The 14806-nt window shown below is 56.9% G+C and carries 13 protein-coding genes; 2 read left to right on the forward strand and 11 right to left on the reverse strand.

From position 1 onward, the window contains the following. Nucleotides 1-17: 17 nt before the first annotated feature. Nucleotides 18-419, forward strand: a complete 402-nt coding sequence (locus Q1B13_RS02850) for a nuclear transport factor 2 family protein (protein ID WP_299075681.1) — start codon at nucleotides 18-20, stop codon at nucleotides 417-419. On the opposite strand, the gene hflX is transcribed toward Q1B13_RS02850, so the two are convergent. The 4 genes from hflX to trkA all read right to left on the reverse strand — a co-directional run bounded on the left by hflX (nucleotide 416) and on the right by trkA (nucleotide 4973). Then, complete coding sequence (gene hflX, locus Q1B13_RS02855; protein ID WP_299075684.1) at nucleotides 416-1687, reverse strand: GTPase HflX; 1272 nt, start codon at nucleotides 1685-1687, stop codon at nucleotides 416-418. The genes Q1B13_RS02850 and hflX overlap by 4 nt on opposite strands. Beyond that, the gene (hfq, locus tag Q1B13_RS02860) at nucleotides 1687-1926 is read right to left on the reverse strand and encodes an RNA chaperone Hfq (protein ID WP_005982826.1); all 240 of its coding nucleotides are present in this window, start codon (nucleotides 1924-1926) and stop codon (nucleotides 1687-1689) included. Before hfq ends, hflX begins: the two co-directional genes overlap by 1 nt. A 132-nt stretch (nucleotides 1927-2058) precedes the next feature. After that, nucleotides 2059-3597 carry a TrkH family potassium uptake protein gene (locus Q1B13_RS02865; RefSeq protein ID WP_299075687.1) on the reverse strand — a complete coding sequence of 513 codons (1539 nt, stop codon included), beginning with the start codon at nucleotides 3595-3597 and terminating at the stop codon, nucleotides 2059-2061. Beyond that, a complete protein-coding gene (gene trkA / locus Q1B13_RS02870) occupies nucleotides 3597-4973 on the reverse strand; it encodes a Trk system potassium transporter TrkA (protein ID WP_299075689.1) in 1377 nt (458 codons plus the stop codon). Before trkA ends, Q1B13_RS02865 begins: the two co-directional genes overlap by 1 nt. A gap of 96 nt (nucleotides 4974-5069) precedes the next feature. On the opposite strand from trkA, the gene Q1B13_RS02875 reads away from it, so the two are divergent. After that, nucleotides 5070-5549: a hypothetical protein gene (locus Q1B13_RS02875; RefSeq protein ID WP_299075691.1), complete on the forward strand. Its 480-nt coding sequence runs from the start codon at nucleotides 5070-5072 to the stop codon at nucleotides 5547-5549. On the opposite strand, the gene Q1B13_RS02880 is transcribed toward Q1B13_RS02875, so the two are convergent. The 7 genes from Q1B13_RS02880 to dusB all read right to left on the reverse strand — a co-directional run bounded on the left by Q1B13_RS02880 (nucleotide 5546) and on the right by dusB (nucleotide 14684). Next, a complete protein-coding gene (locus Q1B13_RS02880; protein ID WP_299075693.1) occupies nucleotides 5546-6721 on the reverse strand; it encodes an MFS transporter in 1176 nt (391 codons plus the stop codon). The genes Q1B13_RS02875 and Q1B13_RS02880 overlap by 4 nt on opposite strands. Before the next feature lie 43 nt (nucleotides 6722-6764). Further along, on the reverse strand, nucleotides 6765-7361 hold the full coding sequence (locus Q1B13_RS02885; protein ID WP_299075696.1) for a helix-turn-helix transcriptional regulator: 597 nt from the start codon (nucleotides 7359-7361) through the stop codon (nucleotides 6765-6767). Nucleotides 7362-7454: 93 nt separating this feature from the next. Continuing rightward, on the reverse strand, nucleotides 7455-8864 hold the full coding sequence (locus tag Q1B13_RS02890; RefSeq protein ID WP_298934864.1) for a sigma-54 dependent transcriptional regulator: 1410 nt from the start codon (nucleotides 8862-8864) through the stop codon (nucleotides 7455-7457). Continuing rightward, nucleotides 8861-11125, reverse strand: coding sequence for a PAS domain-containing sensor histidine kinase (locus tag Q1B13_RS02895; RefSeq protein ID WP_299075698.1), 2265 nt, complete (start codon nucleotides 11123-11125; stop codon nucleotides 8861-8863). Before Q1B13_RS02895 ends, Q1B13_RS02890 begins: the two co-directional genes overlap by 4 nt. A gap of 123 nt (nucleotides 11126-11248) precedes the next feature. Next, nucleotides 11249-12616, reverse strand: coding sequence for a response regulator (locus Q1B13_RS02900; protein WP_298934862.1), 1368 nt, complete (start codon nucleotides 12614-12616; stop codon nucleotides 11249-11251). Then, nucleotides 12616-13704, reverse strand: coding sequence for an ATP-binding protein (locus Q1B13_RS02905; RefSeq protein ID WP_298934861.1), 1089 nt, complete (start codon nucleotides 13702-13704; stop codon nucleotides 12616-12618). The genes Q1B13_RS02900 and Q1B13_RS02905 overlap by 1 nt, the downstream gene beginning before the upstream one ends. Continuing rightward, on the reverse strand, nucleotides 13701-14684 hold the full coding sequence (dusB, locus tag Q1B13_RS02910) for a tRNA dihydrouridine synthase DusB (RefSeq protein ID WP_299075700.1): 984 nt from the start codon (nucleotides 14682-14684) through the stop codon (nucleotides 13701-13703). Before dusB ends, Q1B13_RS02905 begins: the two co-directional genes overlap by 4 nt. Nucleotides 14685-14806: the final 122 nt, after the last annotated feature.

Genomic DNA, 14806 nt, shown 5'->3' on the forward strand with positions numbered 1-14806 from the left:
GCGACCAGGGGACAATCATGGCCAGTATTCGCGACATTCTGAACAATCTCGCACGTGATTACGCAATCGCCTGGAGTTCGGGCGACGCCGATGCCGTGGCCAGCTTTTATGCACACGACGGACAGATTGCGATTAACCGAGGCGAGCCTATCCAGGGCCACGCCGCAATCGCGGAGATGGCGCGCGGCTTTTACAGCGAATTTCCCGATTTAGAAGTCCGGTGCGACATGCTGCGGTGGGCGGGATCTCATGCCATTTTTGTCTGGACCCTCGAAGGCCATCATTCCGAAACCGGTAACCATGTCATCGCCCGGGGCTGGGAGGAATGGGAACTAACGCCAGACCATAAGGTTCAGTCTTCGTTGGGCTGGTTTGATGAAGAAGACTACCAGTCTCAGATCAATGGTAAAAACGCCTAGATCGCAGCAAATTGTGATGCCTGTTTATCGGTCCACAAAACTGCGATTTGGAAGCCGTCTTCTGTCTGTTCTTCAGAACGTACTACCTCATGTCGGTACAACCAGGCACGCTTGTCACCTTCAGCAAAGCTTAGCGTCAGGGTTTCCTCGCGCCGGGTGCCTTGCAGTTTTTCTGCAACCTCGGCCAATAACGTACTGATCCCCTCACCCGTTATGGCCGAAATGGCAAAGATCTCGGCCTCCCGATCTGCTCGGGCCAACGCCGCTTCGCGCTCATCTGCATTCAGCAAGTCGATCTTGTTCCAGACTTCCAGGCGCGGACGGTCTTCATCAACCCCCAGCGATGTCAGGATCGTCTCGACGTCTGCCGCCTGAGCTTCGGTTTCATCATGACTGATATCCCGGACATGTACGATCAGATCAGCGCCCAGAACCTCTTCCAGCGTGGCACGAAACGCCGCCACCAACTCGGTCGGCAGGTTCGAGATGAACCCAACCGTGTCCGACAGAATAATCTCGGGGCCGTCCGGCAATTCCACACGCCGCATTGTTGGATCCAGCGTGGCAAACAGCATGTCCTTGGCCATGACCTCGGCGCCGGTCAGGCGATTGAACAGCGTCGATTTACCCGCGTTCGTATAGCCGACAAGCGCCACAATCGGATAAGGCACTTTGGCGCGCGCCGCACGATGCAGCGTGCGGGTCTTAATGACTTTCTGCAACTGACGCCGTAGACGCACCAGTTGATCATCAATAGCACGGCGGTCAGCCTCGATCTGCGTTTCGCCGGGTCCGCCGACAAATCCCAATCCGCCCCGCTGCCGCTCAAGGTGGGTCCAGGCGCGGACAAGACGTGTACGCTGATAGCTAAGGGCCGCCATCTCGACCTGCAACACACCTTCGCGGGTTCGGGCACGATCCGAGAAAATCTCGAGGATCAGACCGGCCCGGTCGAGGATTTTAACACTCCATGCCTTTTCAAGATTGCGCTGCTGAACCGGCGTCACAGGGCCGTCGATCAGGACCAGCTCGACCTCGGCGTCATGAAACCTTTCGCCCAGTTCTTCGATCTTGCCGCTGCCGAACAACAACCCCGGCTGAGCGCGTGGCAGGCGCACAATGTCGGATCCGATCACGTCCAGATCGGGTAAAGTCACGGCCAGTGAAACTGCTTCGGCCAGCGCCGGTTCAGGGACACGGCGCTGTTCATCTGATTTGATTTCGGGATGCAGCACCCAAGCCCGGGTGCGCGTCCTGTCATGTTCCATCAAGAGGCGTCTTCGCCCTCGTACAGGTTAATAGGTTGTGATGGCATGATGGTCGAAATCGCGTGTTTGTATACCAACTGCGACTGTCCGTCGCGGCGCAACAATACGCAAAAATTATCGAACCAGGTGATCACACCCTGCAATTTGACGCCATTGATCAGGAAAATCGTGACCGGGACCTTTGCTTTTCGTACATTGTTCAGGAAGGCATCCTGAAGATTCTGTCTGTCCGAAGCCATATTTTTATAAACTCGCCGTTGTTCTTGCTACGCGCTGCGGACCAACGCGCTCCCTCTGCGTGAGTATGGAGTGCCGCGCAGAGATATTCCAGATGAAAAATAAGGCAGTAAAGACCAGACGCAGGCGTTGGCTTAGTCTCGCCAAAGCGATGGTGTGATCAAAGCAACAATTGCAAGCGTCTCAAGACGGCCGATGACCATGGCCGCGCATAAGGTTATTTTGGCGCTTCCGGGCAGGTCAATCAGCCGGATCGGAACATCGGTGGCCAGCTCGATCAACGGCCCGGTTGTGCTCAGCGCGGCGACGCTCAGAACCATCGCTTGCTCAAAACTGGATCCCATTGCGGCCAGCAGCAGGTTGAACACTGCCAGGGTCAGCGCCAAGAGCATCAGGAAGATCCAGGCGATAAAGGCACCACCACTTTGAATGCGCCGGTTGCCGCCACCGGCACCGCTGATCGAAGACGGGTAGATCAGCCGATCAATCTCGCGCGCGCCATTGAGATACAAAGCGAACACACGCAGCAATTTGACACCGCCGGCTGTCGTAGCAACACCGCCGCCAATCAACGCCAGCCCCATCAGGATAAGGCCCGGAGTGCCGAGTCCCGATAACTGCTGCGCATCATCCCAGTTGGCACTCTCGAACCCGGTTGTGGTCAGAAAGGCCATGACCGTGAACATCATCCCCCACAGCACCTGCAGCGCCTGGAGCGGATCGATCTGAACGCCGATTTCGCTTACCCCAGCCAACACGCGGAGAAACAGCAAGGTGGCGACGGCCAAAACGACCATAAGGCCAATACGAAATTCAGGGTCCTTGTCCAGGCGAGAGTAACCGGTTGTCGCCGTGTCTGTGGAAAACGTCAGGCGCGACAAGGCAAAGAACATGAACAAAAACAGGATCGCCTCACCAGTGATACCGGCCTGCGCCCCTTCAAGCCCGCCCACAGGAGAAATCCCGGATGTGGCCATGATCGACATGGCATGACACACCGCCGTCAGTCCGTTTTCGCCGGCAATCAACAGAAGAACCCAGATCACGGCTGTCAGCCCGATGTAAACCGGAGTCAGCGTACGCGTTACACGGATAAGGCGCCCGCGGGGGTCTACCTTTTCGCTTTGTGCAACACCTGATACCGGACGCCCGGGCTGCCCCCGGGCGGTGACCTCGAACCCACCCAGCGACAAGGGCGCCAGAATCGCCGCCGCAGAAATCCACATCAACAGCCCGCCCATCCAGCCGACCAGTGCGCGCCAAAGATGTAGGGGTGCCGTCAGACGATCGGGATTTGGAAACAGATCTGCCCCTGTCGTGGTCAAAGCACTGACCATGTCGAAATAGGCGTTCAGAAAAGTGGTGTTGCCAAGTGCATCATGAAACGGAATCGCCAGAAACACCGGCAGCACCGTGAAGCACGCCAAAAGGACCGCCAACTGACCCAAGGTTCCCCTTCTAGGGATTCGATTTGACGAGGCCAGAGCAATCGTGGCCACCAGAAACAGACCTAGAATCCCCGAATAGAAAAAGGATCTGGACGTATCATGATCATCCAGCGCCAGCGCATAGATCGCGGGGATCCACATCGCGAGTGCGACGCAACCCCAGATCAGCAGAAACAGGGGCAATCGCCGTAGAAGCCCGACTTTTTGTGTTCGAGCGCGCGCCATCAGAAGAAATCGATCGAGACCTGCATCAGCCGCTCAACCTCGGGCACGTCCTTGGCCATCGCAAAGATCGCAACCACATCTTTTTCATCGATCCGGAGGCTGCCCGTCGGTCGTAGAACGTCTTCGCCTTTGCGCACAGCTCCGACCAATACACCTTCGGGGAAATCAATATCCCGCAGCTTTTGCCCCGCCATGGGCGACGTTGACAAGACTTCGGCTTCGATCACTTCGGCCTCGGCATCGCCAATAGAATAGACCTGTCTGACGCGCCCATGGCGGATATGGCGCAAGATCGAGCTGACAGTGGTGGCGCGTGGATTGATGTAGGCATCAATTCCAAGCGGCCCCATCAGGGCCAGCATACTGGGATCATTGATCAGGGCAATCGCCAACGCACAACCTTCGGCCTTGGCGCGCACTGCCGCTAACAAGTTTGTCCGATCATCATCGGTAACGGCCAACATGGCGTCTGCCCGGTCGATTCCAGCCTCACTCAGCAATCCGGCATCCAGACCGTCACCATTCAGAACAATCGTCCGTTCCAGCGCCTCTGCAGCCACTTCCGCACAATGGCGATCACGCTCAACAATCTTTGCTCGCACGCGGCTTTCGCGTTCTTCCAGTGTTTTGGCGACTTCGAGCCCAACATTGCCACCACCGACAATCACCACACGGTCTTGCTTTTTTTGGGACTTACCAAAAACCTCCATTGTGCGGTCGACATCTTTGACGTTGGTAAAGACATAGCACTCGTCACCAACAAAAAGCTGATCTTCGGATTCAGGCGCAAACAGTGTTCCGTCGCGTCGAACCCCAACCACGATTGAACTGAGTGTCGAGAACAGATCGGTCAGTTGGCGCAACGGCGTGTTGACGATTGGGCAGTCTTCATCAACTCGAATACCAAGTAGCTGCGCCTTACCTTCCATGAAAAGCTCGGTGTCGAAAGCCGCCGGTGCCGACAATCGGCGCATCGCAGCAGCAGCAACCTCACGTTCCGGGCTGATCACCACGTCGATCGGCAGATGGTCCCGACGGTAAAGATCGGAATGGATCGCTTCGAGATAGGATTTCGACCGCAACCGCGCGATCTTTCGTTGGATTGCAAAGACGGAATGGGCCATCTGACAGGTGACCATGTTCACCTCGTCCGAATGGGTCGCAGCGATGATCATGTCGGCGTCACGGGCCCCTGCCCGTTCAAGCACGTCAGGGTAACTGGCGAACCCTGCAATCCCCTGAACATCCAGCGTTTCAGTGGCACGGCGCACCAGATCGGGATTGTTGTCCACCACAGTGACGTCATTCAGTTCGCCCGAAAGGTGCCGTGCAATCTGCCAGCCAACCTGACCCGCACCGCATATAATGACCTTCATGTATTTGGCCCTTCTGCCTGAAATCTTTGAATGACAGATGCCCCCAAAGCGGTCAATTGAATTGTCATACCAGTGTGACTGAGGCAAGGTAAGCATATGAAAACACTGCTTCGCCTACTCGTACCCTTGATGCTGCTGTCCGCATGTGGCCCGCTTTCTTTGTACTATCGCGAAGGCGAAAGCGTCTCGAAGATGCAGAGGGAAACCACCCAATGTCAGGTCGAAGCCCTTAAGGATGCACCGGTTGCCAATCAGGTGCGGCAAAGCCCGCCGACTTATTGGCCAGGGCGAACGCATTGCGACAGCAATGGCCGCTGTTATCGCTCGGGCGGTTGGTGGCAGCCGGGGCAGATCTATACCGTGGATGTGAACCAGGGCCTGCGCAGCACCGTCGAAGCGCAGTGCATGGCTGCAAAAGGCTATCGCCCCGTCAGCCTGCCGCCCTGCAAACAGAACGTAAAATCCAGCGTCCCGGCAGTTCGGACAACAACGCTACCGCCACTTGGTACGGCTTCCTGTTTTGTGAAGTTCGACGACGGTTCGTTTCAAATCATAACCCCGGGTCAGGCTGGTTAGGATTGCAGACGGGCCTGACGTCGACGGGCTAACCACAGATGCGCGGTGATTGCCGCTGCATAGATACAAATCACTGCCGCAAGCACCCCGGCATCGCCGCCACGCCATAAAACAGCCAGCAGAATAGGCGTCCCGAGTAGATTTCCCGCATTGCCCATCTGAGCCATGGCCCCATAGCTCAGCGCCTGCGCCTCTGGCGTTTCATTCAACTCTGGCACGGCGGCAAAACTTCCGCCCTGAACCAATCCCAGTACTGCAAACAGCGCCACACATACCGCAGCCAGTGGCAGCCCCATAAAGGCGGCGCAAAGTATGGCGATGCCCAACGCAAAACCCAGGCTAACCACTGCGACACATGACATGACACTCAGTAGCAATGGGACGGCCAACCACGATAAAACGATACCTGCCAGGGGCATGAGCCCGGCGATCGTCGCACTTAGATGCTCTGGCAGGCGCCCCGGTAAAATGGCCAGCAGGGACACAAAAGTCAGAGTATAGAAAAACCAGCCGATTGCCGGAGCGGAAATGAATGGCGAGCGGTAGGCTTTCACATGCGCGTTGACCCATTCCGAGATCCCAAATCCTACGCTTCCTGACTGCTCCAAATCGACGCGAATGCGGCAGGCGTAGATGATCCCCGCTATTAACAGCATCAGCAATCCATGGATCAAAAAGTAACCCGTCAGCCCGAAACGGGCGACCATCGGCAGGCCGGCCCAAGCGTTCAGTGCAAATGCGATCCCGAAAAACGTGCTCCACAAAACCATAGCCGCATTGCGTGCCCGGCCATGCGTGATCTGTGCAATCAAGGTCGGCGCCGCAACAACAATTGCGAGATGCGACAATCCTTCGACCACACGCGTTAACAGCATGACATAAAAGCCAAGCCCGGTTGCTTGAAACAGCGACATGGCCCCACCCAAAAGAAGACCCGATATCAACAAGGTGGATGGACCGATCCGACCGGCAATCGCCCCTGAAAAAGCGCCCAGAATGACCCCGATCAAGCTAACGATCGATAACAGCCATCCAATCGTATCCGAGTGTGCAGGATAAAGCTGTGATATCTCGGCAAACGGCACCGCGATCTTGGCAAATTGGGTAGCGGCGCCAAGCCCCGCGAGCCATAACAGTACAACTTGAAAGAAAACGCGAAAAGAATCCGTCATGTCATGGTTCTACTAGGCCAGCACCGCGCGTTGAACGCATAAATTATGCGGTGCTGGCCCGAGAGCCGCTGACCAACCGAACCGGTGTGCCATCCGACAGATACAAGCGCTCCCACCTGATTTCGCCCGCGCTGATCCGGATCCGGTCATGCACAGCCTCGGATGTCAAAAAAGCCTTGGGATTGGGCGAGTGCTGATCCCACCACCCCTCGTTCGCCAATTCAGCTTCGGCATGGCGAATTTCTTCGGTGGCGAATTGCCAAAGTGATACGCCCAGCAAGGCCTGCTGGCTGGTGTTCCAGTCACGCGCCCGACTGGCCGAATAGGCAAGACACTTATGACTGGTCTCTTCTACGAGATGCACACATTCGGTGGAACTCATGACCAGCCGCCGCAAGGCGCTGTCATCTTCCTTGATGGGACCAAGGGCTGAAAACACCGCCTGTTGTGTTTCTGGCAATGGCGTTTGGGCACCGTTTTCCCATCTGGATATCGTGGTTTGATCTACCTGCAACAATTCGGCAAGAGCCGCCTGTTTCAACCCAACAGACCGGCGCAATCGTTTTAGGCGCTTGCCGAAGGCGGGGTACCCTCGAGTCTCAAGCGCGTAGCTGACAATATGTGCAGGCCCCTTATTCACACGCGTGCCCTCGTCTGACTGGTTCCCGACGCATGTGACCGCCGACTATTTGACGACGACAGATCGGAAACGCGATCAGGTTATCGCGGCTGATTACTCTGCCGGTTCCGGTTCATCCAGTTGCGCCACCCGCGCGCCGGACTTGTTGGACGTGACCACACCCAGAGATTTCAACTTGCGGTGCAACGCGCTGCGCTCCATCCCGACGAAACTTGCCGTACGGCTGATATTGCCACCAAACCGGTTGATCTGAGTCAGCAAATATTCCCGTTCGAATGCTTCGCGCGCCTCGCGCAATGGCAGGGTTGCCAGCGCACCAGACAGAACCACCCGGCCTGATTCTTCGGCCTTGTCCTCATCGCTTGGCAATTCACGGGCTTCAATCGGGCCCGTCCCATCACCCAGGATCAGCACGCGTTCTATCAGGTTCTTCAACTGCCGCACGTTGCCGGGCCACGTCATGGTTTGCAACAAAGCCACGGCTTCTTCCGACAATTCGCGAACAGGCAAACCCTGAGATTCGTTGCACATTTCGATAAAATGCTGCGCCAGAACAGGGATATCTTCGCGCCGGTCTTCCAGCGACGGCACCGCAATCGGCACCACGTTCAGGCGATGATAAAGTTCTTCACGAAAGCGATCCGATGCGATCTCGTCGTCCAGATCCCTGTTGGTTGACGATATCACCCGCAGATCAACACGCACTTTGTCGGTGCCACCTACGCGCTGGAACTGCTGATCCACCAACACGCGCAGGATTTTCGACTGAGTGCCCAAGGGCATGTCGGCGACCTCATCGAAGTAGACAACGCCGCCATGCGCCTCTTCCAGCAGGCCGGATTCAACACCGCGTTCCGAGGATTCGCGTCCGAACAGAACCTCTTCCATTCTCTCTGGCTCGACCCCAGCGCAATTGACTGTCACAAACGGAGAGTTCGCCCGGTTGGAATGCGCGTGGATATATCGCGCCGCGATTTCCTTGCCGGACCCGGCAGGACCGCTGAGCATCACACGGCCATTCGATTTGGTCACTTTATCCAGCTGACCCTGCATGGCCCGGAACGAGGCGGACTTGCCGATCATATCCGAATTGCTGACCTCTTTCCGCTTGAGCGAGGCATTCTCGCGACGCAGGCGAGAAGTTTCCATCGCACGGCGGATCACCACCATCAGTTGGTCGATGTTAAAGGGCTTTTCGATAAAATCATATGCGCCCTGCTTGATCGCCGCCACGGCGATTTCGATGTTGCCATGCCCTGAAATGATCACCACCGGCACATCCGGGTTGTCCCGTTTCACCGATTTCAGGATATCGATCCCGTCCATGCGGCTGTCTTTCAGCCAGATATCCAGGATCAGCAACCCGGGGGGCTCGGAATTGATCGACGACATGCACTCATCCGAGTTTGCCGCCAGCCGGGTTGAATAGCCTTCGTCCTCCAGAATGTCGGACACCAGTTCGCGAATATCGCGTTCGTCATCTACGATCAGAATGTCGCTCATCTTTGGCCTGCTTTCAGTTTGTTGGTTTTAATCGCCTGCTTCTGTGGCGCGGCTGTTGGGGCGATATTGGGCCCCGGTAAACGGATCACAGCCATCGCGCCAAAATGGTCCTGTCCGTCAAAGACGGGCGCGTCTTCCAAAGTCAGCGCGCCGCCATGTTCTTCGATAATCTTTTTGACAATGGGCAGCCCAAGGCCGGTCCCTTCGTCACGTGTCGTAACATAAGGTTCGAACAACCGCGCCCGGTCTTCAGGAAGACCGATGCCGTTATCCGCAATCGTGATGATCGTACCCGCATCATCACTGGAAACCGCCACTTTGATTTGCGGCTTTAGGTTGTCAGGTGCGCCTTTTTCCTTAAGTGTTCCAATGGCTTCACCTGCGTTCTTGATCAAGTTCGTCAGGGCTTGATTCAACATCGTTGCATCCACATCCGCCAGCACTGGTTGATCCGGAAGATCGGCATCGATTTGCACATCCGGCTGTCCTGCCTGTTGCAGCAGCACCGCTTCGCGCACCAGCCCTACGACATTTTCCTCACTGCGCTCAGGCTCCGGCATACGTGCGAATTTCGAAAACTCATCGACGATACGCCGCAAATCGTTGGTCTGCCGCACGATCACATCGGTCATCGATTCAAGGCTGTCGCAGTCTTCCTCATCCAGCTTGCGCGAAAACTTGCGCTTGATCCGTTCTGCACTGAGCTGGATAGGGGTCAGTGGGTTCTTGATCTCATGTGCGATGCGACGTGCAACGTCGCCCCAGGCCGCCATCCGTTGCGCGCTGACCAGGTCGGTCACATCGTCAAAAGCCACAACATAGCCTTCCAGACCACCATCTTCACCGCGCCGGATCGCCATACGCACCAGCAGGTTCTCCAACTGACCTTTTCGGGCCACCTTGACCTCACCCTGAACAGCCTCTTGCCCGCTGCTTTTCAGATTGTCGAACAACGGCAGGAATTCTGGCACGGCAATGCCGATGGCCAATTGGTCCTCACCGCGCGACCAGTCCAGCAGCCGCTCGGCCGAGCGGTTAACGAAGGTCACGCAGCCTTCGGAATCCACGCCGACGACGCCTGACGTCACCGAACTCAGAACAGAATCGAACAAGCGACGGCGGCGCTCAATCTGACGGGTGTTCTCCAGCAAGGTATCTCGCTGACCTTTCAGCTGGCGGGTCATCTGGTTGAAGTAACGCCCTAACATGGCGATCTCATCGTCGCTGGCCTCTTCTATGACCTGCACACCCAGATCACCGGCACCGACGCGTTGCGCAGCCGTTGTCAAACGGCCTACTGGCCGTGACAGGCGTTCCGCAAACCACATACCCAGCGACATGGCCGCCAGAATCAGGATCAACGCAAAACCGAGATAGAGTAGTCCGAAGTTGAACAGGACCCTGCCCCGTTCACTTTCCAACTGCTGATAAAATCTGGCTGTTTGCTTGGTATCATCAAGCAAGGTCAACAAATCTCCGTCGACCTCACGACTGACGTAGAGATAGCGGTCCAGATAGGATTGCAGCGGTACCAACGCGCGGAATTCGTTGTTTTCCCAATCTGCAATAATCAGGAGCCCAGTGTCAGTCGACTCGACGATCTGTTCGGGCGTCGGTGGTTCATAGTTGAATAGATAGGAACGGTCCCCGCGCGAACGGATTTCACCACTGCCATCAATGACATATGCCTCGCGCAATCCGCGCTGAATCTGCGCTTGACCTTGCGCCAGAACCTCGCGCAGCTCGGCATCCGAAATATAGAAATCCAGCGAGCGTGCGTTGTCCAGAAAACGCGCCAGAACGGCGGCATCCTGTGTCAGGCCCTGGCGGTGTTCTAGTTCATATGCTTCAGCCGCGGTGAGAGATGAGCCAACAACCTGACGCACCCGGTCTGAAAACCACCCCTCAAGGCCGATATTAACAGTCAGACCGGCGAAAATAGCCACCGTGACCGTTGGTACAAGCGCCAGCAACGTAAATGCACCGATCAACCGCAAATGCAGGCGTGAACCGGCGGATTTCGCGCGCCGCGCTGCGATCAGACTGCCGACCTGACTTAGAACAAGCGCTGCAACCACGAGGACATAGACAAGGTCAGCAAGCAGAATCAGCCGTAGCGTCGGAGCGGTCGCCCCAAGATCAAATGGACCAATAACAAGGTAGGTTGCCAACGCCAGCACGGGTCCTAGAAGAACCAACCCCAAGGTGCCGAAATTGCGCAGTTTTCGGGATTTCCGCCATCGATTAATCGATAGGATCATCCCGCTCTGTGCTCGGGTTGCCACCGTCTGCCCTCATCCTGATGTGCCGCTTGTGCGGCTTACCGCCATATATCGTGGTCTTTACCCGAGAGAGGCCCGGATGCCACGGTTTGTGTGGCGATATTACATCAGTTTGCGTCGGCGTGTCACCTGTATATCGAGATCTGTAATCTTTTTCCGCAGCGTATTCCGGTTAATCCCCAGTAAATCGGCGCATTTCGCCTGATTTCCGCCCGTTGCATCCAGTGCAATTTCAATCAACGGCGCTTCGACCTCGCGCAAAATCCGCTGGTACAGGCCCGGAGGTGGCAGCATATTCCCGTGCAAGTCAAAATAGCGCCTCAGGTGTCTTCCGACAGACGTCGACAGCTTCTCGCGTTCCCCGCCCCCCAAAACCGGTTCAGCCTCGGGCTGGCTTCCCAACACCATTTCGACCTCGGCCTTGGAAATCTCATCTGCCCGGCTGGTCAGGCTTAGTCGGCGGATCGCATTTTCCAACTGGCGAACATTCCCCGGCCAAGAGTATCGTCGAACCAGTTCAACCGCCTCGGGACTAAGCCAGCGTTTCGCACCGCTTTCCCGCTCCTCTCGTGCAAGAAAATGTTCCGTCAGCAAGGTGATATCATCCACCCGCTCGCGCAGCGCAGGGACATGGATCGTGGCACCACATAGCCGGTAGTACAGATCCTGACGGATCCGCCCCCCTTCCATGCCTTCGGTCAGGTCAGTCTGACTGGTGGCCATGAACCGCGGAACATGATCGCCTGGTGTGTCCATCATTCGTACGATACGGGCCTGAATCTCGTCATCTATGTCGGCAATCTCATCGATCAGCAACGTGCCACCGCGTACCCGAGCCATGACCCTGGCCGGCCCTTCCAAATCACGAAGATCAGCTGCAGTCGCGGTGACAAACGGCAACGTGCGCCGGTCCGAAAAATCGTGAATAGCCCGTGCAATCAGGGATTTCCCGGTGCCACTTTCACCTGAGATCATCACCGACAGGTCGGTGTTCATCACCCGTGCCACCAGCCGGTAAAGCGCCTGCATGACCGGTGTTCGCCCAACCAGAGGCAGCTCATCCGGGCGTTCCCCGCTATCGTCGGCGGGCTCTATTTGTGATCGTTGCTTTTGATCCAGTGCCCGGGCGGTACGCTTCATCAAATCCGGCAGATCGAACGGCTTTGGCAGATAGTCATACGCATCCGCCTCGGCCGCCTGGATCGCCGTCATGATCGTATTCTGCGCCGAAATCACGATGACCGGCAGACCCGGACGATCTTCGGCAATTTTAGGCAACATTTCCAAACCATTGCCGTCCGGCATGACGACATCCGAGATCACAACATCACCCTTGCCCTCGCTGACCCATCGCATGAGTGTTGTCAGGGATGAGGTGGCATGCACCTTGCACCCCGCACGCGTCAGTGCCTGGGTCAGAACCGTGCGGATCGTGCGGTCGTCATCCGCGACAAGTACAGTGCCATCCATCAACTGCTCTCCTTATTGTCTTCTGTCTGGTCTCGCGGCGCACGACGCAGCGAGATTCGAAATACAGTGCGGCCCGGCACAGACTCGGCCGAAATCCATCCGTCATGATCCGAGATAATCTTGCTGACCAATGCCAAACCCAGCCCTGTGCCGTTTTCCCGGCCCGAAACAAACGGGTCGAATATGTCGCCACGGATGTCTTCCGGCAGGCCCGGACCATCATCAATGATTTCGATCTGCAAGGGCAGCGAGTGACCCGATCCATCGCTTCGTCGCAGGCGAAACGAGTGTTCGAAATATGTGCGCAAGCGAATGGACCCGCCTTTGGGTCCAGCCGCCTCGGACGCGTTTTTAAGCAGGTTCAGAACCACCTGCAAAAACTGATCTGGATCGCCATAGGCGAGCGGCAGCGAGGGGTCATAGTCCTCGATGATTGCCATATCAGCCCCAAAGCCCAACAGTGCCGACCGGCGCGCCCGGTCCAACACATCGTGGATATTGACCGGTTTGAAATCAGGTTGCTGAAGGTTTCCGAATTGCTCGACCTGCTCTAGCAACTTCACAATTCGGCGACTTTCAGCAACAATTAGATCCGTTAGTTCAAGGTCTTGCTGCGCAATATTCATGCTAAGAAGTTGCGCGGCGCCGGTGATTCCGGCCAAGGGGTTTTTGATCTCATGGGCCAGCATTTCGGCCATACCGATGGCCGATTGTGCTGCTGATTTGACCGTGTTCCCCCGTGTCATCCGCCCCGCCAATTCCCGAGGAGATATGATCATGATCATCGATCCCGGATGACCGACCAGTGGGGCAATCTGTAGCGCGCATTGCAATGGCGCGCGGTTCCCAGATCCAGCGTCGACATCATTCACGAACAAGGGGGTACCCTGTGCTCGTGCGCGTAAAAACGCCTCTTCCAGCGGGGCATCCACAGCGATCTGATCCCAGACCGGATGGCCAATAACCGCCTTGCGCGAGGCATTCAAAAACCCTTCGCCCGATGAATTCACATCCGAGATCCGGTCGTCTGAATCAATGATGAAGGCGGGAACGGGCAGCGAGTTCCAGATGCTTTTGTCCGAGTTCATGCCGCTTCCTCGGCCGTGTCGCTCAGCGCATCGCTGATCAGGCGCAACACGTCGTCTGTATCGCGCGACGTTAAGACAGCGCGGCGCAAGGGTGCAGGCGTGCCAGCCTCATCCATGTACCATCCCAGATGTTTGCGTGCCACGCGCAGGCCAAGATCAACGCCGTAGAAGGCCAACATCGCTTGGTAGTGGGCCTGCACCATATCAACCAACGCTGCGCCGGTCGGGATTTCGGGCGCGCCGGTTCCATAGATCTCATGACAAACCTGGGCCAGAACCCAAGGCTTGCCCTGCGCCCCTCGCCCAATCATAACGCCATCGGCACCAGATTGATGCAAGGCGGTGCGTGAGGCATTGGTGTCGGTGATGTCCCCATTGGCAATCACCGGGATCGAAACGGCGTCTTTGACGGCACGAATGGCCCGCCAATCGGCATGACCTTTGTAAAACTGGCAGCGTGTGCGCCCGTGTATCGTGACCATCTGAATGCCTGCGTTCTGTGCCCGCCTCGCCACGTCCGGGGCGTTCAGCAAGGCATCGTCCCAGCCCAACCGCGTTTTCAGCGTGACCGGCACATCTACCGCCTCAACGACTGCCTCGATCAGTGTCAGCGCGTGGTCCGGTGTCTTCAACAAAGCCGAGCCGGAATACCCATTCGTTACCTTCTTGGCCGGGCAACCCATGTTGATATCAATCACGCGCGCGCCGCGACCCGCGACCTGTCGTGCGGCTTCGGCCATCCAATGCGCCTCGCGCCCAGCAAGCTGAACAGCGGTGTTTTCAACGTCGGCCGACAGTTCCGCACGCTCACGCACGCCCGGCTTGGCTTGCACCATCTCCTGACTGGCGACCATTTCGCTTACCACCATCCCGGCACCAAAGCGCATCACGAGATCACGGAAGGGCCGATCCGTGATTCCGGCCATCGGCGCCAGCAGCACAGGCGGGTTTAGATCCTTGTCAGCAAGATGCAGGGTCAACGTGCTTAATCCTTGGGCAATTGCGAGTTTGATATCGAATCCAGGGCGTATGAACAACAAAACGGCGGCTCACAAGCCCGCAAAATCATCATCCGCCTATTTTTTAGGCACAGTGACGCGGG

Origin of the sequence: uncultured Ruegeria sp. (assembly GCF_947489545.1) — a bacterium.
GTDB lineage: Bacteria > Pseudomonadota > Alphaproteobacteria > Rhodobacterales > Rhodobacteraceae > Ruegeria.

Coding starts and splice junctions, on each gene's coding strand:
- Q1B13_RS02895 (WP_299075698.1), bottom strand. CDS start 11,125: ATGATCCTATCGATTAATCGATGGCGGAAATCCCGAAAACTGCGCAAT.
- Q1B13_RS02880 (WP_299075693.1), bottom strand. CDS start 6,721: ATGACGGATTCTTTTCGCGTTTTCTTTCAAGTTGTACTGTTATGGCTC.
- Q1B13_RS02890 (WP_298934864.1), bottom strand. CDS start 8,864: ATGAGCGACATTCTGATCGTAGATGACGAACGCGATATTCGCGAACTG.
- Q1B13_RS02875 (WP_299075691.1), top strand. CDS start 5,070: ATGAAAACACTGCTTCGCCTACTCGTACCCTTGATGCTGCTGTCCGCA.
- Q1B13_RS02865 (WP_299075687.1), bottom strand. CDS start 3,597: ATGGCGCGCGCTCGAACACAAAAAGTCGGGCTTCTACGGCGATTGCCC.
- hflX (WP_299075684.1), bottom strand. CDS start 1,687: ATGGAACATGACAGGACGCGCACCCGGGCTTGGGTGCTGCATCCCGAA.
- Q1B13_RS02900 (WP_298934862.1), bottom strand. CDS start 12,616: ATGGATGGCACTGTACTTGTCGCGGATGACGACCGCACGATCCGCACG.
- Q1B13_RS02905 (WP_298934861.1), bottom strand. CDS start 13,704: ATGAACTCGGACAAAAGCATCTGGAACTCGCTGCCCGTTCCCGCCTTC.
- trkA (WP_299075689.1), bottom strand. CDS start 4,973: ATGAAGGTCATTATATGCGGTGCGGGTCAGGTTGGCTGGCAGATTGCA.
- Q1B13_RS02850 (WP_299075681.1), top strand. CDS start 18: ATGGCCAGTATTCGCGACATTCTGAACAATCTCGCACGTGATTACGCA.
- hfq (WP_005982826.1), bottom strand. CDS start 1,926: ATGGCTTCGGACAGACAGAATCTTCAGGATGCCTTCCTGAACAATGTA.